The 20141-nt window shown below is 52.0% G+C and carries 14 protein-coding genes; 9 read left to right on the top strand and 5 right to left on the bottom strand.

From position 1 onward, the window contains the following. Positions 1-154: 154 nt before the first annotated feature. The 4 genes from CYPRO_RS16940 to CYPRO_RS00640 all read right to left on the bottom strand — a co-directional run bounded on the left by CYPRO_RS16940 (position 155) and on the right by CYPRO_RS00640 (position 3656). A complete protein-coding gene (locus tag CYPRO_RS16940; RefSeq protein ID WP_114982655.1) occupies positions 155-427 on the bottom strand; it encodes a type II toxin-antitoxin system RelE family toxin in 273 nt (90 codons plus the stop codon). Further along, positions 411-629: a type II toxin-antitoxin system RelB family antitoxin gene (gene relB / locus CYPRO_RS00625; RefSeq protein ID WP_114982656.1), complete on the bottom strand. Its 219-nt coding sequence runs from the start codon at positions 627-629 to the stop codon at positions 411-413. Before relB ends, CYPRO_RS16940 begins: the two co-directional genes overlap by 17 nt. Before the next feature lie 362 nt (positions 630-991). Next, positions 992-2140 carry a methionine adenosyltransferase gene (metK, locus tag CYPRO_RS00630; RefSeq protein ID WP_114982657.1) on the bottom strand — a complete coding sequence of 383 codons (1149 nt, stop codon included), beginning with the start codon at positions 2138-2140 and terminating at the stop codon, positions 992-994. A 592-nt stretch (positions 2141-2732) separates the two neighbouring features. Further along, positions 2733-3656, bottom strand: a complete 924-nt coding sequence (locus tag CYPRO_RS00640; protein WP_114982659.1) for a T9SS type A sorting domain-containing protein — start codon at positions 3654-3656, stop codon at positions 2733-2735. 815 nt (positions 3657-4471) lie between these two features. On the opposite strand from CYPRO_RS00640, the gene CYPRO_RS00645 reads away from it, so the two are divergent. Next, entirely contained in the window at positions 4472-7459 is a 2988-nt protein-coding gene (locus tag CYPRO_RS00645; RefSeq protein ID WP_164682417.1) for a SusC/RagA family TonB-linked outer membrane protein, read from the top strand. Positions 7460-7470: 11 nt separating this feature from the next. Beyond that, positions 7471-9021: a RagB/SusD family nutrient uptake outer membrane protein gene (locus CYPRO_RS00650; protein WP_114982661.1), complete on the top strand. Its 1551-nt coding sequence runs from the start codon at positions 7471-7473 to the stop codon at positions 9019-9021. A gap of 452 nt (positions 9022-9473) precedes the next feature. Here CYPRO_RS00650 and CYPRO_RS00655 read toward each other — a convergent pair whose 3' ends face one another. Further along, positions 9474-11045: an NAD(P)/FAD-dependent oxidoreductase gene (locus CYPRO_RS00655; RefSeq protein WP_114982662.1), complete on the bottom strand. Its 1572-nt coding sequence runs from the start codon at positions 11043-11045 to the stop codon at positions 9474-9476. 436 nt (positions 11046-11481) lie between these two features. Between CYPRO_RS00655 and CYPRO_RS00660 the strand changes: the two genes are divergently transcribed. The 7 genes from CYPRO_RS00660 to CYPRO_RS00695 all read left to right on the top strand — a co-directional run bounded on the left by CYPRO_RS00660 (position 11482) and on the right by CYPRO_RS00695 (position 20137). Further along, the gene (locus CYPRO_RS00660; RefSeq protein WP_114982663.1) at positions 11482-13893 is read left to right on the top strand and encodes a PAS domain-containing hybrid sensor histidine kinase/response regulator; all 2412 of its coding nucleotides are present in this window, start codon (positions 11482-11484) and stop codon (positions 13891-13893) included. 1095 nt (positions 13894-14988) lie between these two features. Then, positions 14989-15495, top strand: a complete 507-nt coding sequence (locus CYPRO_RS00670) for a GbsR/MarR family transcriptional regulator (RefSeq protein WP_114982665.1) — start codon at positions 14989-14991, stop codon at positions 15493-15495. A gap of 30 nt (positions 15496-15525) precedes the next feature. After that, entirely contained in the window at positions 15526-16275 is a 750-nt protein-coding gene (locus tag CYPRO_RS00675; RefSeq protein ID WP_114982666.1) for an outer membrane lipoprotein-sorting protein, read from the top strand. A 120-nt stretch (positions 16276-16395) separates the two neighbouring features. Continuing rightward, positions 16396-17616, top strand: coding sequence for an ABC transporter permease (locus CYPRO_RS00680; protein WP_114982667.1), 1221 nt, complete (start codon positions 16396-16398; stop codon positions 17614-17616). Positions 17617-17631: 15 nt separating this feature from the next. After that, positions 17632-18840, top strand: a complete 1209-nt coding sequence (locus CYPRO_RS00685) for an ABC transporter permease (RefSeq protein ID WP_114982668.1) — start codon at positions 17632-17634, stop codon at positions 18838-18840. 126 nt (positions 18841-18966) lie between these two features. Next, on the top strand, positions 18967-19329 hold the full coding sequence (locus tag CYPRO_RS00690; protein ID WP_240644800.1) for a four helix bundle protein: 363 nt from the start codon (positions 18967-18969) through the stop codon (positions 19327-19329). 112 nt (positions 19330-19441) lie between these two features. Beyond that, a complete protein-coding gene (locus CYPRO_RS00695; RefSeq protein ID WP_114982669.1) occupies positions 19442-20137 on the top strand; it encodes an ABC transporter ATP-binding protein in 696 nt (231 codons plus the stop codon). Positions 20138-20141: the final 4 nt, after the last annotated feature.

A 20141-nucleotide genomic window follows, 5' to 3' on the forward strand; every position in this document is an offset into this window, starting at 1 on the left:
GGATTATTGCGGCCCGGTATCATTAAGCGTACGTGAAATAAAAAACCGGTCTAAAATGAACACAATCATAGATTATGGCATTCCGGGCGGGTTTACAGCAACAGCTAACAGATAAACAATAAAGCAGAATTAAACTACCTGAAAACAAGGGGCGCTACTTCTTATCGTAAATATCTCTTCTATGCCCAATCCGAACAACCAAAATGAGCACTTTATCATCCTGAATTTGGCAGATAATCCGATAATCATTGACCCGGTAGCGCCATAACCCTTTCATCCGCCCTTTAAGAGAACTCCCCATTCTTTGTGGATCGTTGTCAGTTGACAAATTATCACGCATCCATTTCAGAATTCTATCCTGTGTTGCAACGTCTAATTTCCGGAGCTCTTTTCGAGCGCGGTTATCAAACTCAACCCTCCAGGTCATCTCTCCGCTCTAATTGTTCCAAACTCCAGTTTTTGCTTTCGGGTTGCTCAAGGCGACGTTCAGCTACATACAAATCTTCCAGATCATCCAATTTTTCTTCCAGCGCCTGACGGACAAAAGATGATTTGGTACGACCGGTCTGTTTGGCAAGTTTATGAAGCCGCTTTTTTAAAACTGAGTCCAGTCTGATTGTGATTGACATAAAAAAACGTGTTAATATCCTTATAAAGCTGTAGAGTTAAGATATGTTTTTCCTTCGACCGCATGAATTTAAAAAAGCCCGATTTGATGATTTTGTGGACTCAGCTTTGCGGTGAAAATGAGCCGCTTCTTGATAGGTTTTTTTGCCACAGCGTCACTTTCTGACAGTGGAGGTACTAAAGGGCAGAGCTGTAGCTTAAATAAATGACCCGGCTGAACTACTAACCCATAGATTTAAGCGTACATGAAATAAAAAAACCCCGCACAAAATGAACACAATCATAGATTATGGCATTCCGGGCGGGTATGAGAACGGACGGGCTGATTTCTCTTTTCAGCCTGCATACGTCTGGCTTTCGTGACTTACAAAGCGTTGCTGATCTTATCGGTGTAATCCAACTGTTCCCAGGGGAATTCAGCGCGGCCAAAGTGACCGTAAGCCGCAGTGGGCCGGAAAATCGGGCGGTTCAGACCAAAGCGTGTGATGATCCCGGATGGGGTGCAGTCGAATACGCGGCTTACAGCATCAGCAAGCTCAACATCGCTTACCTTGCCTGTACCGTAGGTATTTACAGATATGGAAACCGGATCAACAACCCCGATAGCGTAGGCGAGCTGAACAAGGCAGTTTTCAGCAAGCTCTGCCGCAACAATGTTCTTGGCAATATGACGTGCCGCATAGGCCGCCGACCGGTCCACCTTGGTGGAATCTTTCCCGGAGAAAGCACCGCCACCATGCGCCCCGTGCCCGCCGTAGGTATCCACAATAATTTTGCGGCCGGTCAGGCCGGAATCGCCGTGCGGTCCGCCAATTACAAATTTCCCGGTAGGGTTGATGAACATTTTGGTATCAGCATCGAGCAGATTCCCGGGGATTACTTTTTCAATAAGATTGGCCTTTACTTCGCGGCGAATTTCTTCCTGCGAAATGCCATCATCGTGCTGTGTGGATAACACGATAGCATCGATACGAAGCGGGTTTCCGTTTTCATCGTTTTCGATGGTCACCTGACTCTTGCTGTCCGGTGCCAGCCAGGTCATGATTTTGCCGGCTTTACGAATGGCAGATAATTCCCGCACAAGGTCATGCGCCAGCTGAATGCTCAGCGGCATATAGGTTTCGGTTTCTTTGCAGGCATATCCAAACATCATCCCCTGATCGCCTGCACCAATATCTTTCTTGTCGTTTTTATCCACACCCATTGCGATGTCATCGCTTTGCTGATGTATAGCCGAAATAACCCCGCATGAGTCTGCATCGAACCGGTAACTGCTTTTGGTGTAGCCAATTTCACGAATGGTTTCGCGTACGATTTCCTGCACGTCCACATAGCTGTTGGTTCGTACTTCACCGGCAACTACGGCAAGGCCGGTGGTAACAAGGGTTTCGACTGCGACTCTTGAATCCGGGTCCTTATCCAGCATGGCATCGAGAATGGCATCTGAAATCTGATCTGCAACTTTATCCGGGTGCCCTTCTGAAACAGACTCGGAGGTAAATAGTTTTTTCATGTAAATATGGGAAATAAGTGTAGGATGTTTTCAGAGTAAATAAGGCGCTAAAAATAAGGATTTTAAATTACTCTTGCGGAAACCCTTTAGCAGACCACGGAATTTCGTATTATCAAATTCACTCACCTTAGTCAGACAGAGCACTACCTGACTTTTTGCACCTTCTTCCGCACTTATATGAGCTTTGAACTTGTCCTTGCCAGCGTTTTGATAATCGCTGCCGCATCGCTGTTTTTTCTTTTAATCAGGAAAATTCGCGTACTAACCATTCCGCGCGCTTTTGGCTGCTATCGCGCACTTCGGTGCGAAACAACCCGTGTGAGCCGAAATAAGGCCATGCGGTACCTTGATTACGTGCTGCCAACCAAACGATACTATTGCAAAACCTGCAATCAGTCGTTTACCCGCATTGTTCCCTGAAAAGTACACTATCATCTATTACCGGAACATTTCCGTTTCTGTACTGTACCCCGGCTGCAAGGTACATTGAAAAGGTATGCTTATCAGTTGACTAAAAAACCGCGCATAAAAAAGGCCGTCACTCGCAGATTGAGGACGGCCTTTTTGTGTCAGTATAATTTGACTGAACAGCTTACTTCACAACGGTAAGCTTACGGGTCTGCACCTGATTGCCGGCCTGCAGGCGGTACAGATACACACCACTTGAAAGGTTAGAGGCATCAAAAACAGCTGTATGTGCACCTGCGGACAGGGTCTCATTTACAAGTACAGCAACCCGCTGACCTAACATGTCAAACACTTCAAGCTGCGCATGACCGCTTTGGGGCAGTGCGAAGCTGATGTTTGTTGTCGGGTTGAAAGGGTTGGGGTAATTCTGCATGAGCTGCAGATCACGGGGGACATCAGCGTAGCGCTCTGTGCTTGTTGCAGAGCCATTATCAAACTCGAAGTCATCGAGGAACCAGGTAAAATTATCACCGGCATCGCCAGCACCACCATCGAGATCCATGATAACAACAACACGATCCCAAGGCGCAGTGCGGTCTACACCACTTACATCCCATTCCAATTCTACCCACTGATTGGCCGCTGTGATTGGGGTAAACATATCGGGAGTACCAACATCAGGGAATTGCTTGAGCTCAAACTTGAGCATTGCGTTGATGTCAGCACGTGGCGACCACACTTTCATTCTGAAAACGGCGTCATCAGTGATTTCCATGATTTCATCTGTGTGATAGAAGAACCCTGCCCATGGCTGACCACCTTCGCCAGCACCACCTTTCTTGTATTGTACCACAAACTCTGTGGTGTTAAGTCCGGTTCTGTCCGGATTCTCAATACGCTCGAGGCCTGCCCCTTCAAACGGAAACATGGTAAAGCCTTCCCAGTCTACAACATCCGTATCAACGTTAAATACGAGCGGCAACTCCTGTAACATTCCGGGCTCATCTGGCGGAAGTATTCCCTGAGCGTTAGCCGAAGCAAAAGAAACAGAAGCCATCAACAAGACAGCTACCGCAAGTTTTTGTAAAAAAGTAAATGTTAAACGCATATTCTAATTACCTAATGGGTTTATTGAAAAATATTTTATGCCAAATGTGCTTTTTGTAAGGCAACTTTTTTGCCTATTTGCACGCAAATAATTTCCACAAAAAGACCTTAAAAGGCAACAAGCAGAACACAAATTTTTAGCGTGCATGCGTGCGGTATCTCTTCCATTAAGTCGTGATATACCACCTGCGCAGATGACCTTTTATCAGCACATCATTTCAAAAAAAATTCAGTCATCTTTATTCCCCAAACAAAAAAGCCCTTTCAAAAATGGCTTCCATGACTTCACAACGCAATCTTAAGGCGGGCAATAAGGTTTTTCAGCCACGCACTCCGGAACAGAAAAAAACAGGTGCACCTTTCCGGAAAAAAAATTATTTTTGCACTAATTGTGAAATTATTTCCCACTTTTTTTGAGCAAAAAGAGTGGATTTAATAATCTAATTCGACTATCTTAATTTCATGCATTGCTTTTAAGCATGGGCATATTCCGCGCGCTAAGTCTGTAAAATGTGCCTTTTTTTGATATTTAATTTACAGAACTGGTTCTTCACCTGTCTTTATACGCGGGAAAAAGACTCAGATCGGCTGCAAATATCCCGCAAAAGCTAACGGAAACTTTTTTCCGGATGATTTTCTCAAAAATATGCAAATGGTTTGTTGAGGCGGGTAAACCCCTTGCATGAGAACCAACGCTTACCCATTTCCCGGCTCGAAACTTGAACTCTATGTAAATAAAGTAACGATACCTTTATGGCCAACTTTAAGTTATTCACACTATTAATGCTCTGTTTACTGTGCATACCCGCAATGCTTGTGGGACAAACAGTAACCGGAACCGTTGTCGACGCGGAGAATAATGAACCACTCATCGGGGTGAACATCATTCTTCAGGGTACCGCAACAGGTACAACTACAGATTTCGACGGAAATTTCTCACTCAGTGTCCCCGATCTTGAGGGTACACTTGTTTTCCGCTACATCGGCTATGTAACGCAGGAAATCCCGCTTGAAGGCCGCACCGAACTCACCGTTCGCATGCGCGAAGATACCTTCATGGGCAGCGAGCTTGTGGTCGTTGCCTACGGCATTCAGCAAAGAAGCCTGGTAACTGGTGCCATCTCACGCATTGAATCGGCGCAAATTCAGCAGGCGGCTCCGCTTCGCGTGGAACAGGCGCTGCAGGGCCGCACAGCCGGTGTTCTGGTCATGCAAAACTCAGGTCAGCCCGGCTCCGGTGCTACGGTTCGTATCCGCGGTATTGGTACAACCGGTGATGCCGAACCCCTATATGTGGTAGACGGTATGCCCGTATCAGGCATTGACTTCCTGAACCCCGCCGATATTGCTTCAATCGAAGTTCTCAAGGACGCCTCTGCAACCGCTATTTACGGTGCAAGAGGTGCAAACGGCGTGGTTATGGTAACCACTAATTCCGGCCGCCCGGGTGACATACAGGTATCCTACAACGCATACGTCGGTTTCCAAAACCCCTGGAGAGAAACAGACTTGCTTAATGCGCCGGATTACATGATGATCATGAATGAGAGCTATGCCAACGACGGGCGCAACATCCCCTTCCCGGATATTGATGAGCGTATTGAAGCCATCGGCAACGGCACCAACTGGCAGGAAGAAGTCTTTTACTACAACGCTCCGCTTACCAATCACAGCCTTGCGTTTTCGGGAGGCAGTGAAACTTCAACCTATGTAACGTCCTTTTCCTACCGTCAGCAGGAAGGTATCGTGGCCCGCGGCGCTTCCAACTACGAGCGCTTCACCGCACGTATCAACTCTGACCATACGGCTGGACGTCTTAATTACGGTACCCGCGTAAACTATACCCGCAGAACAAACCGCGGTATCGACCCCAACGAAGAATTCGGCGGCGTGATGGCACGGGTTGCCAATATTGACCCCGTAACCCCTGTTCGCAACGAAGACGGCTCGTTTGCGCAGTCTCCTTTTGCCTCTCAGGAAGTTGTAAACCCCGTTGCAGCTATCGATATCATCAACTCGCGCCAACAGGAAGACCGCCTGGTAGGGGGAGCTTTTGGCCGCTTCAGACTGATGGATAACCTGCACATCCGCTCATCTTTTGATGTGGATCTTGGCTTTATCAACAACCGCGCTTTTACACCCGAGTACGACCTGGGCGGAAACGTATCCAACGCAACAACCATCGCCTTTCAGGAGCAAGTGCGCCTTGTAACCTGGCAGACAAGCCATGTTGTTCAGTATGATAACAGCATAAACCTTCATGACTTCAGCCTCCTTGGTGGTTTTGAGCTGCGCGACAGCCGCAGCGAGTTCCTCGGCGGTACCCGCTCTGATCTCAGCATGCCTTCCTTCCGCCATGCATGGCTCTCAACCGGAACCGATCCGGACAGCCAAACCAACTACGGCGGCCTCGGGCTGGAGTCCATTGCTTCCTATTTCACCCGCGTAAACTACAACTATGACGGACGCTACATCCTCGAAGGGGTGTTCAGAATGGACGGCTCTTCCAAGTTTGGTCCCGATAACCGCTGGGCCGCATTCCCGGCCTTCTCGCTGGGCTGGGTGATCTCCCGTGAAAGCTTCATGTCAGACTTCCAAAACCTGAGCGAACTGCGCCTGCGCGGCGGCTGGGGGCAAAACGGAAGCGACAACATCGGGCAGTTTGGCTTCACCCCCCTCATTACCACACACACCGGCTACGCTTTCGGAATCGACCCCGTTCAGGTCACCGGCGCCTACCCGGGCCGTATTGCCAACACCAACCTGAAGTGGGAAACCTCCGAGCAGGTCAGCGTCGGGCTTGAAGCTTCATTCTATGACTTCAAATACTTCATCAACCTCGACTACTATCAGAAGCAAACCAAAGGCCTGTTGCTTTCGGCTCCCATCCCGGCCTTTATCGGTAACGCCGCGCCCATCGTGAACGGCGGAACCGTGAAAAACACCGGTTTCGAACTCGAAGCGGGTGTACGCGATATCGTAGGCAACCTGAACTACGACCTCACCCTAACGGGAAGCTACAATGTGAACGAGATCACGGCCATCAACAACGAAGAAGGCCGCCTGTTCGGGGCGAATGTTTCGACCTCTATGAACAGCGTTGCCATGGCGCAGGTTGGCTTCCCCATCGCATTCTTCTGGGGCTTTCAGACCGCCGGTATCTTCCAGACCATGGAAGAAATTCAGAACTACGTGAATGCCGAAGGCGAAATGATTCAGCCCAACGCACAGCCCGGTGACCTGATTTTTGTGGATACCAACGGCGACGGACAAATCACGGATGAAGACCGTGTCAAAATCGGAAACCCGTATCCAGATTTCACCCTCGGTTTCAACATCAACCTGGGCTGGAAAAACTGGGACCTCAATATGTTCCTGTACGGTGCCTTTGGCCAGGATATTTACACCGGTGGCACCCGTCGCCATGACCTGAACATGCCCAACTGGAAAGGTTCCGTACTCGACCGCTGGACGCCTGAGAACACCAACACTTCTCACCCGCGCGTCACCATCAACGATCCGAACGGCAATTACGCCCGCCCGTCTGATTTCTTCATCGAAGACGGCTCCTTCGTTCGCCTGCGCAATGCTGCCATCGGGTACACCCTGCCCGTTGAACTGGTGAACCGCATTGGTGCACGCCGCATGCGTCTGTATGCCTCAGCCCAAAACCTGTTTACCATCACCGGCTACTCAGGTCACGACCCGGAAATCGGTTCCCGCGGCGCACTCGATGTAGGTATCGACCGCAACATCTACCCGCAGGCCCGCACCTACATGTTTGGCGTAAACCTTGATTTTTAAACTGATTCATCATGAAAAAATTAATAACCCTCTTTCTCTTTGTTTCACTGCCGCTACTGGCAACCGGCTGTATGGACGGCTTCCTGAGCCACACCCCGCCCGTAGATCGTGTTCAGGATAACTTCTATCAGACCGAGTCTGACGCCGAACAGGCCCTGTTTGCCATTTATGAAACCCTGACCTTCTCCCACGGCCGGGCCAACGATGGCTTTCATCCCTTCGACCTCGTTTCCAACATCCTGTCTGATGACGCCCACGCCGGGGGTTCCGGTACCGGTGATCAGCCCGAATTACTGGAACTGAATGCGCATAATATTTCCGTAAACAACGGCAAGGCCCTCGGCCTCTGGTCTGACCGTTTCACCGGCATTTACCGCGCAAACCTCCTCATTGAAAACATCAATGGGATTGATTTCAGAAATGAAGAAACACGTGCCTATTTCGAAGCTGAAGCCCGTTTTCTGCGTGCGCTGCACTACTTCGATCTGGTCCGCTTCTTCGGCTACGTTCCGCTCTTCACCGAGCCCCTCGTAGCAACCGACATCCGGGTGCAGCAGGCAGATCCGGGCGAAGTCTATGAATTCATCGCAAGTGAACTTGCTGAGCTCATCCCCAACCTGCGCTCCACTATTCCCAACAATGAGCTCGGGCGCGCCTCAACCTGGGCCGGCAAAGCCCTGTTAGGCCGCGTATTCCTGTACCATCGCGACTACGCGGTACCCGTACTGGGCGCAGCTCCGCTTTCGGTTACAGAAGCCGAAGTCCTCGCACATCTCGAAGATGTGATCAACAACAGCGGCCATACCTTGCTCAACAACTTTGCCTCACTTTGGGGTAAAGCGGGCAACAACAACAATGAAGCTCTGTTCTCGGTACAGCACACCACCAACACCTTTGGTGACTGGGGCTTCCTGAACGGCTCCATCGGCAACTGGGCCTCAACCATGAGCGGCCTTCGCGGCGTGGGCTTCCACCCCATTTACGCACAGGGATGGTCCTTTCAGCCGGCAACTTCCGATCTGAGCAACGCTTTCGACCGCGATAACGACAGCCGCTACTTCGTAAGCATTCTCGATCCGGTAGCTGAAAACGTCAATCACGCCGCGGACGAAATGTTTCAGTGGCAGGGTTATGCCTTCAAAAAGTTCTACCCGCGCCGTCCCGACACCCCGTCCTTCAACGTGGAATTCAACTGGCCCTACAACCGTCCGCTTTTCCGCTTCTCTGATGTACTTCTGATGGCCGCGGAGCTTGGCTCGCCCAACGCGCAACAGTACTTCGATCAGGTACGGCAGCGTGCATACGGCGCCAACTTCGTATCCATCCCCGCAACCCGCGAAAACATCATGAACGAGCGCCGCCTCGAGTTTGCCGGCGAAGGTCACCGCTACTGGGATCTCCTCCGCATGGGCCTCGACGTAGCCGCCGAGCGTATCAACGCACAGGCACAGGCCCCTGAAATTTCCATCAATTTCAGAACCGAGCGCCTCGGCTTACTCCCGATTCCGCAGTCAGAAATCAACCTTTCTGACAACACCTTGCAGCAAAATCCCGGCTACTAAGCGCGGCAGCAGAAACATCCCCAAAATACAAAAGGCAGGTATCCGGGCGTCACATCCCCGGTACCTGCCTTTTTTTATGGCCTGAGAGCCCTACAACCGGCCGACCGTATAGTTCAGACTTTCTTTTTTTGGGGGAAAACTCCGTGAACATCACGGTCTTTCGTGATATTTCATAGCCCCCAAACCTAAGATGAACGCCTTGCTTTTGGGCTTGCGCGTCTGTGCAGAAAACAGGCTAACCCGCACGATTCACCATGAAATTTTCTTACCAGCAAGGCGAACAAAAAAGGATAGCACCTATTATTAATGTGTGTCTTTGAGCAGCCAACTTAGGTCAGCTTTATGCAATTACCCGAAAGCAACTTCAAAAAATCTTACCAAAGAACCGCCGGACATTCCGGTTCAGGCCTGTTCTGACGGTTGAATTGCGCACGCTACGGTCAGATTACAGCTTAACGGCCTTTAGCAACACCTACACCTGCAACCGCCGCCGCTACGCGCTCGCCATCCATTGCGGCACTGACGATGCCGCCGGCATAGCCCGCACCCTCTCCGCAGGGAAACAGTCCCTGAAGCTGTGGATGCTCCAATGTTTGCGCATCGCGCGGGATGCGCACCGGCGAAGACGTCCGTGTTTCGGGCGCGTGAACGACGGCTTCGTTCGTGAGAAAGCCCCGCATCGAACGGTCGAACTGCCGGAAACCCTGCTGCAATGCCCGGTGAATGAAATCCGGAAGTACTTCGCCAAGCTCCACCGGCGTGATGCCTGGCGCATACGAAGTTTTGGGTAAATCCGCGGATGTACGCCCCCTCACAAAGTCTTCGAGACGCTGTGCAGGCGCGGTCTGCGTTTGGCCGCCGGCCTCCCAGGCGCGGGTCTCGATGGCATGCTGAAAATACATCGCGGCCAGCGGTCCGTGCTTTTCAAAAGGACGAAAATCGGAATCCCGCAGTTCTACGACGATGCCGCTGTTGGCCGTCGAGCGGGCCCGCCGCGAAGACGACCATCCGTTGGTAACAATTTCGCCCGGCTCCGTTGCACAGGGCGCAATCACCCCGCCCGGACACATGCAAAAAGAATACACCCCACGGCCTTCAACCTGCCTCGTGATGCCGTAGGCTGAAGGTGGCAGCCAGGGTCCGCGGTCGGTATCGCAGCTGTACTGAATCTGATCGATGAGCTGTTGCGGATGCTCTACCCGAACACCGACAGCCAGCGGCTTGCGCTCAATCAGAATGCCGGAGTCATGCAGCAAGCGAAAAATGTCGCGCGCGGAGTGTCCGGTCGCAAGTATCGTTTTTCGGGCACGGAACACATCATCCTTCAAGGTACGCACCCCGCGCAGCGCCCCACCTTCCGTAATGAAGCCCGTAACCCGCGTATCGAAGTGAACTTCCCCGCCGTGCGCTTTCACGCATTCACGCATGTTCGCGATAATGCCCGGCAGCTTGTTCGTGCCAATATGCGGATGCGCCTCGACCAGTATATCGCGCACGGCCCCGAATCCGACGAGCAACTCGAGAATCCGCCGGACATCCCCCCGTTTTTTTGCCCGCGTGTACAGCTTGCCATCAGAGTACGTGCCCGCGCCGCCCTCCCCGAAACAGTAGTTAGAATCGGGGTTTACGATATGTCTGACATTGATATTCTTGATGTCTTTGATACGCGCTTTCACATCCTTACCGCGCTCGAGTACGATGGGTTTATAACCCAGCTCAATAAGGCGCAGCGCAGCGAAAAGTCCGGCAGGTCCTGAGCCGATTACGATGATTTCTTCGGCATTGCGCACATTCTGATAGTCGGGCAGGCTGATGATGCTTTCCCTGAAAGGTTCCTTATGCCAAACCCGCACTGCAAGCTGCACCATCACCTGCCTTTTTCGGGCATCAATTGAGCGGCGAACAATCTCCACCTGCGTCAGTTCTCCCGCCGGCAGCTTTAGCTTAGCGGCGGCATAGGCTTTAAGAGCTTCCGGACTGTATGCGGTTTCGGGCTTAACCCTGATTTGTAAATCGTGGACCATATCTTAACTGTTTCCGTGTTTCCTGTCAGTTCCAAAGATACGGTATTGAATGGGCAGGAATATCTCTTTATTAGACGGTCGTATGCATCCAAATAAAAAACTTCCCCACTTGTCCCGAAAGGCTGCGCAGCCCCCGCATTGCTGCGCAAGACTTTCAGACACCATTCCTCCGGGCATACCCTTGTTGTTCCCAAAAGCTGTAACCTATCATTTCAATCACTTAGTCCGCTATGTTTTAAATCATTCGGTATCGATACACCCGGGAATAATGCGGTAATACAGCTTCAAATATTTATGCAAATGAAAAAGAGAATGGCTATAATAACAGGTACATTAAGGTTACAAATAACCTCCTCTTATTTTTTGATTCCGGACTACATCCTTTTTGTATGTGCTAAAACCGGGCAGCTCCATTTAAGTTAATTATTTCCCATTTATGCCATCGGAAGCCCAATTACGCAATTTGTGTTATCAGGTCATTCAGAAAGACGTTGTCTTTTTTGACCTTATTACCCGACGGGAGACCATGGGTTTTGGGCTATGGCATTTTAACGGTGACCACAGCGACTTTTGGCTTAGTCCCCCGGTTCAGGATGCACTTGAAGCTGCCGGATCAATCCGGGATGTTATTGAAATGCGGGTAAGCCAAATTGTTTCTGAAACCACATACAGCAACAGGTCAGGCCCTCACAGTCCGGAAACCCTCCTCCCCTTTGAAATAGACCTGCAGGAACTGATCAACGACCGGATCAGCATTACCGGACTTCTGCGAAAAGCTGCCATACCCGATACGGAAGGCGAGTTTGTGTTTGTGCTTTTCAATCACCTTGAAGGCTATAAAGGCGCTGTACGCACCATGCAGCAGCTTTACCGCAGCAAAAAAATGCTGGATCAGATCAGTCAGGTTTCCCGGGTTGGGGGCTGGGAAATCGATCTGGTGCGCAATCGCATGACCTGGTCAAAAGTTACGCGTGAAATCCACGAAGTGGACGAGACCTTCCGGCCCACAGCTGAGAGTATCGTACAGTTTTATAAAGAAGGCGAAAACCGGGAGCTGTTGCGGCAGCTCAGTTTTGACGCCATGAAATACGGCCGCTCTCTCGATCACGATTTTCAGATCATCACCACAAGGGGCAGGGAAATCTGGATACGCGTCATTGCCTACTCAGAATTCAGAAACGGAAAATGCGTGCGCCTGTACGGCACCATTCAGGATGTGGATTCGGAAAAGAAAGCTGCCCTTGAGCTGGTTGAATCCAAAAAACAGGCAGAAGCTGCCAATGTGGCCAAGTCAGAATTTCTGGCCAACATGAGCCACGAAATCCGCACCCCCCTCAACAGCATCATCGGCTTTTCAGAGCTGTTACTGCAAAGCAATCTTGATGAAGTACAGCAGCAATACCTGGATTCCGTGCATAATTCCGGGGTCGTGCTTCTCGAACTCATCAACGACATCCTCGATTTTTCCAAGATAGAAGCAGGCAAGCTCGAGCTGTATATCGAGAAAACAGACTTTGTGGAAATGTGCGAACAGATTGCGGATATTCTGCGCTTCCGCATCGCTAAAAGCAACCTCGAGTTTCTGTTGAATCTCGACGGTAAGCTCCCGTCCTTTGTTTGGGCAGATGCCGTTCGGCTCAAACAGGTCGTCATCAACCTTCTGGGCAACGCCGCAAAATTTACAGAAAAAGGTGAAATTGAATTTTCCGTTAAAGTGCTTGAAATGCAGACGCCCGCTGACGGCCTGCAAACCATAAGCCTGCGTTTCGAAGTCCGCGATACCGGCATCGGGATCCCAAGCGCGAAGCAAAACCGCATTTTCGACGCCTTCTCACAGGCAGATGGCTCTACGACCCGCAAATACGGCGGCACCGGCCTCGGACTTGCGATATCCAACAGCCTCCTCCAGCTCATGGATAGCCGGCTCAACCTGGAAAGTGAAGAAGGGCAGGGCAGCCGCTTCTGGTTTGATGTAACGCTACCCTACAGCCTGGAGAAGCGCTCCGAATCCTACGACCTCGACGCTGTAAAGCGCGTGCTCATTGTTGACGATAACGAAAACAATGCGCGCATTTTACAGAAAGTAATGGAGAGCAGGGAAATCGCCTGCAACATTTTCAGCAATGGTCCGGATACCCTAAACCACCTCAAATCAGGTGAGCAAAATTATGACGCCCTCATTTCCGATTATCACATGCCGGGAATGGATGGCATCGAAATGATAAAACAAATCCGGGAAGAGCTGTCCCTTCCGTCCGCTGAACTTCCCATTTTATTGCTGCACAGCGACGCCAACGACGGGTTGATTCACAAGGCCTGCAAACGATACGACATTCAGCTTCAGATGAACAAACCGGTAAGCAGCAAGCAGCTTTACGACGCGCTCGCGCGGCTCCGCACCGGATCTCAAAAGAAAAAAGCTTCAGGCGATCCGCAGCAGCACTGGCAAACAGACCGTATTTACCGCATCCTTATTGCAGACGACAACCGGGCCAACATGGTGCTCGCCCGCGCACTCGTCAAAAAATTTATTCCCAAAGCCCGCATCTCTGAAGCCGTTGACGGCAAAGAAGCTGTGCTCCTGTATCAGGAAGAGCGCCCAGACCTGATTCTGATGGATGTGCAAATGCCCGAGCTAAGCGGGTATGAAGCAACCGAGCGCATCCGCACCAACTATTTGGACGACCAAACCATCATCATCGCCCTCACCGCCGGCGCCATCAAAGGCGAAAAAGAACGCTGCCTCGAAGCCGGCATGAACGACTACCTCAGCAAGCCCATCAATGTCGCAGAGCTTGAGCGACAGCTAAAATATTACCTCGGAAGCCTTCAGCCCCACAACAGCTGATACCCCAGGCTTGCAGAGCAGGCAACTCCGCCATGGTCACCCTGAACCCGGTAAAGCAGACATTTCGGGCTTTCTTTTTTTTTTTGGGGAAAACTCCGTGAACATCAGGAGTTTGGGTGACAGCTTCCGGGTTCCCAAACCAAAGATAAAGGCGTTGCTTTTTTGCAGGTACGCGATGAGTCCACGCGGGTTTTCGCGATCAGGCAGCATTTCCGCAAACGTAACCGGCAATCACCACCAAGCCCAAGCCACACGCAATACCCTTACGCCCAGCATGCTACATCTCGCACCCTTCCCGGCAAAAAAACCAATGCCGGATTAAGTCGAATCAACCCGGCAGTCACGATCCAGCCGGCTCAGCACAACATAGCATCAGGGTTTCAATTACAGCCCCATTTCAAGGTAGTATTTCAAAAAACCGTCCTGTAGGGACACCCTGTGGTTTGAAAATGCCGCCCAGCCCACACACAATCGGGGAATGCCGCAGGCATGATGTGTCTGTCGGAGACACCCGAGCGGGCTTCGTTTTGAAAACATCCGATTTCTGACATGCACCCAAACGCACATAGCTTGCCACCCACAGGGTGCCCCTACAGGGCACGGCAGCACACGACGGAACAAGACGACGGCTTTGATCAGACTAATAGCTCATGAAAAAAAATCTGTCCGGATCCACCAAAATTGCCGCTCAAAGCCCACAAAGAAAAAGCCCTGAAAGGGCGACATACCAAAGCACAGGGTGCCAACCCTGTGACAACGGAACACCCCCCAAAAAAGAGCCCTGAAAGGGCGGCATACCTCCGATACCCGAACAACACACAAAATCAGATTCAGGCAAGGATGGTATGCCGCTCTTTCAGAGCTCATATTATTTGTGGGCCTTTTCCTACCACAGGGTTGACACCCTGGGCTGTGATATGCCGCCCCGATGAGGCTTTCTACCGGTTCATGGGTCTCGAATCACCTCGATACTTTCCAGTATCCACCCAAATCCCAAACCAAGTATCGCCCTGTGTGCGCCGAAATGCGGTAATTTTTTCGTTCATTTAGTTCACTGTTTATTGAACCATTCGAACAAAGTTCCTATATTCAAATATGAACATTACGAAAGACAAATTATCCTTCATTGAGGAGTCCGGGCTGATTATGGAAACCTTCGGACTCACCCGCATGGCCGGGCGTGTTTTTGGCTATCTGATGGTCTGCGATCAGGATGCCGTCTCCTTCGACGACATCCGCGATACGCTGAGTGCGAGCAAGGGCAGCATCAGTGCCACCATGAAGTTGCTCGTGAACACGCACTTCATCGAAGCCGTGAGCCTGCCCGGCGACCGCAAAACGTACTACCGCATCAGCCGGAACCGTCCGGGTGACCTGATTCGCAGCCGCTTCCGGCTGTTCGATGTTTTCGGCGAGCTGCTCGACCGGGCCGAAAACCTGAAATCACGCGACGACGACACCGGCGCCTGGCTCAGAGAAACTGCCGCCTTCTACCGCTGGATTCAGTCCCCCATCGAAGATGCCATCCGAAACTGGGAGCAAAATGCCGATACCATCCGGCAGGCCCGCAAAACCGGTTCAGATGCTGAGCCCGACGGCTGAGCCCTTCCCCATCCCCAAGCCTGCAAAACCATGAAAACCATAGTGCTTATATCCTTCCTGCTCGTTGGCCTGCTGCAAACCGCGGCCGCGCAGGATGTCAATCCCAAAGAAATCATCCGGCAAATGGATGAGACCATGCGTGGTGAATCAAGCTTCGCGGAAATGACCATGACCATCGAGCGTCCGCGCTACACCCGCGAAGTGAGCATCAGGAGCTGGTCGCTCGGCAACACGCACTCCATGATTCTGATTACCGCACCAGCCCGTGACGAAGGCACCACCTTCCTGAAACGGGACAACGAAATCTGGAACTTTGTGCCAAGCGTGGACCGCACCATCCGCATGCCGCCCTCCATGATGGCGCAATCCTGGATGGGGTCCGACTTCACCAACGACGATCTCGTGCGCGACACCTCCCCGGTTAATGACTTCACACACGAGCTGCTCCGCGAAGAAACCGTTGACGGGCGGCAGGCCTGGGTCATCAAAATGACGCCAGACCCTGATGCGCCCATCGTGTGGGGGCACGTACTGATGTGGGTTTGTCAGCAGGATTTCATTCAGCTCCGTACCGAGAACTTTGATCAGCGGGGTGAACTCGCCCAGACGCTGGTGTTCAGCGACATCCGAAAACTCGGCGGACGTACCCTCCCTGCCCGCATCACCGTGCAGCCCGCCGACCGCAATCAGAAAACGACCCTGCAATATCGAGAGCTCCGATTTGGCATCAGTGAAGGCGAAGACTTCTTCACGCAGCGCAACATGCAGCGGATGAGATAAGCTGTAAAATAATCCGGTACAACCACTTAGCCCGGACGGCTCCCCCAAAATAATTCCCGATGCGGCCGCGCGCTTTGGGCCGCCTGTATCCTTCCCCTTTCCTTCCAAATACGCCCTACCATGCTGTTTTCCCTTGCCTGGCGAAATCTTTGGCGTAACCGCAAACGCTCCCTCATCACCATTTCGGCCATCGTGTTCGCCGTATTCGCGGCCATCATGATGCAGTCGCTCAACCGCGGCTCACATGAAATCATGATTGATAACATGGTGCGCTTCCACACCGGCTACGTGCAGGTGCAGGATGTGCACTTCGATGAGGAAGCCTCCCTCGACAACGCCTTTTTCTGGGATGAAGCCCTTCAGGATGAAATCCGGCAGGCGCATCCGCGGGTCGGACTGCTCATCCCCCGAATCGAAACCTTCATGCTGGCCGGCAACGACCACAGCACCCGCGGCGCGCTCGTGCTCGGTGTTGATGCCGAGGCCGAGCAGCAGTTCAACGGCCTCAAAGACCTGCTTGCCGAAGGCCGATTTTTTGAGCCTGATGAGCGCAAAGCCGTGATCAGCGAAGGGCTGGCCAACCGGCTGCAGCTCGCCGCTGGTGACACCCTCCTCCTGATTGGTCAGGGCCGCTACGGGATGTCGGCCAACGCCCTGTACGAAATCAGCGGCATTTTGCGGCATCCGCTGCGCGACCTCAACAACCAAACCGTGTATCTGCCACTGTCCGAAGCGCAATTCCTGCTCTCCGCGGATGATCACATCACCGCGCTGCTGCTCGACATTGATGCCGACCGGCACAAGCAGTCCGTGGCAAACGCACTGAATGAACGGTTTCGGGATGATGAGCTCATCGCCTACACCTGGCCCGAGATGATTCCGGAGCTGCTGCAATTGCTGGAGTTTGACCTTGCCGGGGCCTACTTCCTCGGGGCCGTGCTCTACCTTGTGATTGGCTTCGGTTTCTTCGGCACCATCCTCACCATGACCATGGAGCGCATGCGGGAATTCGGGATGCTGGTTTCGGTCGGTATGCGGCGCGGGCGCCTCGCGGTGGTCGTGTTTCTCGAGACCCTGCTGCTGAGCATCATCGGCGTACTGGCGGGCATGGGCGTTTCCTGGCTCCTGCTGCTCTACCTGCACTTCAACCCGATTCAGCTCACCGGCGACCTCGCCGAAATGGTGGTTGAAATGGGCTGGGAAGCCGTGCTCCCGGTGTCCTTTGCTGCCGATCAGTTCTACATGCAGGGCGTGATTGTATTTGGGATTGCCATGGTCGTATTCCTCTTCCCCCTGCTCAAAATTTTCCGCCTGAATGTGCTGGAAGCGTCCCGAACCTAACCGGAGTATCTCATCATGAAAACGATTTTCACCATCGCGTGGCGCAACATCTGGCGGCATCCCGGGCGCAGCGGCGTGCTCATTGCCGCAATCACCGCCGGCTTATGGGCGGGCGTTGTGACCGTCGGCACCATGAACGGCCTGCTGCTGCAGCGGGTCAATTACCTGATTGAAAGCGAAATCACGCATCTTCAGATGCATCACCCGGAATTTCTGACGGAACGGCGTCCCGCGGATTCCCTGAGCAACACGGCTGCGTTGTTCCGTTTCCTCGACAGTGATGCGCGGGTATCCGGCTGGGCCCCGCGTGTTCTTTCCGACGCCATGCTGCAGAGTCCGGTGAAGACCTCCGGCGTGCGCATCCGCGGACTCGATCCCGAACGGGAAATGCGCACAACGACCTTCCTCGAGCGGCTCACCGACGGTGATTACCTCAGCATAGAAGGGGTCCGCAACCCGCTGCTCATGGGCGAAGCCCTGATGGAACAGCACCGGATGCGCCTCGGCGACCGCATCGTGCTTACTTTCGAAACAACCGGAGGCGAACTGACCTCGGCGGCCTTCAACATTGTCGGGCAGTTTCGCTCGGCCTCTACCGAGTACGACGAAAGCACCGTGCTGGTCCACGCCGATGACCTGTCACAGCACCTTTCCCCGGTGCCGGTGTACCACGAAGTTGGCATCCTCCTCCATGATATTGACGACGCGCCCGCGGTAGCCTCAGCCCTGAACGAAGGCTTCCCCGAAATCCGCGCCCAAACCTGGACGCAAGTCTCGCCGGAGCTGAGCACGCTCGTGGCCTTCAGCGGCTTCATGCTGTATGTGGTGACTATCATCATCATGACAGCGCTGGCCTTCGGGATTCTGAATACCATGCTGATGGCCCTGTTCGAGCGTCTGCGCGAAATTGCCATGCTGCTTTCCATCGGCATGAGCCGTGCCCGCATTTTCGTGATGATTTTACTGGAAGCGGTGCTGCTCACCCTCACCGGTGCAGCGGCAGGCTTTGCCCTTGCGGGACTCAGCCTCTGGCACTTCAGCGGCAGCGGCATCAACTTCGAAATGTTTGCCGAAGGCACCGCAGAACTCGGCTGGGATCACCTCGTCTTCCCGGTTATTACTACCGGGGAGTTCATCAGCATAGGGCTCATTGTGGTCTTTGTGACGCTCGCTGCGTCTCTCTACCCGGCATTCAAGGCTATCAAAATTCAGCCTATACAATAGGTCAGTATGTCAGTATGTCAGTATGTCGCCTTTTTTTTCTCTAAAAGTAATTTTTTTATTGAAAGGATTTATGCAGGCGTTACTCTGATATGCAACTTACTATTCTCAAATTAAATTTGATTAATCATGAATCATGGGTTGAACAACAATATTTATAACAAGGCCTATAAATTTGCTGTGCAGATTGTTTTCCTGTACAAGAAACTTATTGGCATGCACAAAGAGTATGCGAAGGGGCGTCAAATTTTACGTTCGGGAACAAGCATTGGCGCCAATATCGCAGAAGCCAATGGAGCCATTTCTAAGGCTGTTTTTAACGCAAAAATGTACATCTCTTACAAAGAATCTTTGGAAGTTAAATTCTGGCTGAACCTCCTGCTCGACACCGGATATTTACAAAAGGAGCAATTCGAAAAGCTATTTCAGGACGCGGACGAATTAAGCAAAATACTATACACAATCGTCCGAAGAGCCGAACAAAAACCTTAGATCGAATTTGATTTGGCTATTCCATAAAAATGGAACTATAACTTCATATATACACAGATATTAAGTTGAAAATTGACACACTGACATACTGAAATACTGACATACTGAAAAAATGATTATTCTAAAAACCACCAATCTCTCCAAAGTTTACAACCCTGATACGGTACCCGTTCATGCTCTAAAGGATGTTTCCATCTCTTTTGAAAAAGGGGAATTCACTTCAATCGTCGGACCTTCAGGTTCAGGGAAAACGACGCTGCTGAACATGCTGGGCGGACTCGACAACCCGACCTCCGGCACGGTCGAAGTGGACGGGCAGGTCATAACCGGCATGAAGGATGGCGCCCTGATTGATTTCCGGCTGCACAACATTGGGTTTGTTTTTCAGCACTATAATCTGATTCCGGTCTTTACGGCGCTTGAAAATGTGAGCTTCATCATGCTGCTGCAAAACCGGAAGAAGGACGAAATGGAAGCCCGTGCCAGGAATCTGCTCGAAGCGGTCGGACTGGGTGAGCGGCTTGATGCGCGTCCCAAACAGCTCAGCGGGGGTCAACAGCAGCGCGTTGCCGTAGCGCGGGCGCTGGCGTCAGAACCAAAATTCATTCTCGCCGACGAGCCGACCGCCAACCTCGACTCCGCCTCTGCCATGAACCTGCTCGACATCATGGAAAAGATGAACCGCGAGCAGAACATCACCTTCATCTTCTCCACGCACGATCAGCGCGTCATCGACCGTGCCCGCAGGGTTGTGACCATGGTTGATGGTGCCATCTCAAAAGATGAGCGGATGAAAGAGGCGGTTTGATGGT

Origin of the sequence: Cyclonatronum proteinivorum (assembly GCF_003353065.1) — a bacterium.
Taxonomy (GTDB): Bacteria; Bacteroidota; Rhodothermia; order Balneolales; family Cyclonatronaceae; genus Cyclonatronum; species Cyclonatronum proteinivorum.

Bases quoted from the DNA above. Each gene is read 5' to 3' on its own strand.
- CYPRO_RS00690 (WP_240644800.1), top strand. From the start codon at position 18,967: ATGAATCATGGGTTGAACAACAATATTTATAACAAGGCCTATAAATTT.
- CYPRO_RS16940 (WP_114982655.1), bottom strand. From the start codon at position 427: ATGACCTGGAGGGTTGAGTTTGATAACCGCGCTCGAAAAGAGCTCCGG.
- CYPRO_RS00695 (WP_114982669.1), top strand. From the start codon at position 19,442: ATGATTATTCTAAAAACCACCAATCTCTCCAAAGTTTACAACCCTGAT.
- CYPRO_RS00650 (WP_114982661.1), top strand. From the start codon at position 7,471: ATGAAAAAATTAATAACCCTCTTTCTCTTTGTTTCACTGCCGCTACTG.
- relB (WP_114982656.1), bottom strand. From the start codon at position 629: ATGTCAATCACAATCAGACTGGACTCAGTTTTAAAAAAGCGGCTTCAT.
- CYPRO_RS00680 (WP_114982667.1), top strand. From the start codon at position 16,396: ATGCTGTTTTCCCTTGCCTGGCGAAATCTTTGGCGTAACCGCAAACGC.
- CYPRO_RS00670 (WP_114982665.1), top strand. From the start codon at position 14,989: ATGAACATTACGAAAGACAAATTATCCTTCATTGAGGAGTCCGGGCTG.
- CYPRO_RS00655 (WP_114982662.1), bottom strand. From the start codon at position 11,045: ATGGTCCACGATTTACAAATCAGGGTTAAGCCCGAAACCGCATACAGT.
- CYPRO_RS00675 (WP_114982666.1), top strand. From the start codon at position 15,526: ATGAAAACCATAGTGCTTATATCCTTCCTGCTCGTTGGCCTGCTGCAA.
- CYPRO_RS00685 (WP_114982668.1), top strand. From the start codon at position 17,632: ATGAAAACGATTTTCACCATCGCGTGGCGCAACATCTGGCGGCATCCC.
- metK (WP_114982657.1), bottom strand. From the start codon at position 2,140: ATGAAAAAACTATTTACCTCCGAGTCTGTTTCAGAAGGGCACCCGGAT.
- CYPRO_RS00660 (WP_114982663.1), top strand. From the start codon at position 11,482: ATGCCATCGGAAGCCCAATTACGCAATTTGTGTTATCAGGTCATTCAG.
- CYPRO_RS00640 (WP_114982659.1), bottom strand. From the start codon at position 3,656: ATGCGTTTAACATTTACTTTTTTACAAAAACTTGCGGTAGCTGTCTTG.